Consider the following 291-nt stretch of genomic DNA (forward strand, 5'->3'; position numbering starts at 1 on the left):
CTATCGCTTGCCGAACGCCTGACCGCGTATCGGCACGCCGTGGAACTCAAGGTCTACCCGGGGCTGGACCACAAAACACTCGTGGCCGCACTGGCCCCGCCGTTGCAATTTCTCGGGCCTGTGCTCTCGGATGTGACGCGCTTTGTGGCCGACGCCTGAGCGCGATTCGGCGCAGCGCGTTGCCAAACCGTGAAACGTGTCTTCCGCGCCGTAGCGGGGCGCTTTGAGTGTGGAATGCGTTGGAAATTTATGCTCGGCCAGCGCGGTGGGGCGTTCATTGCGGGAGCCGGC

Source organism: Bartonella sp. TT121SHDZB, from assembly GCF_042193415.1.
Classification (GTDB): domain Bacteria; phylum Pseudomonadota; class Alphaproteobacteria; order Rhizobiales; family Rhizobiaceae; genus Bartonella.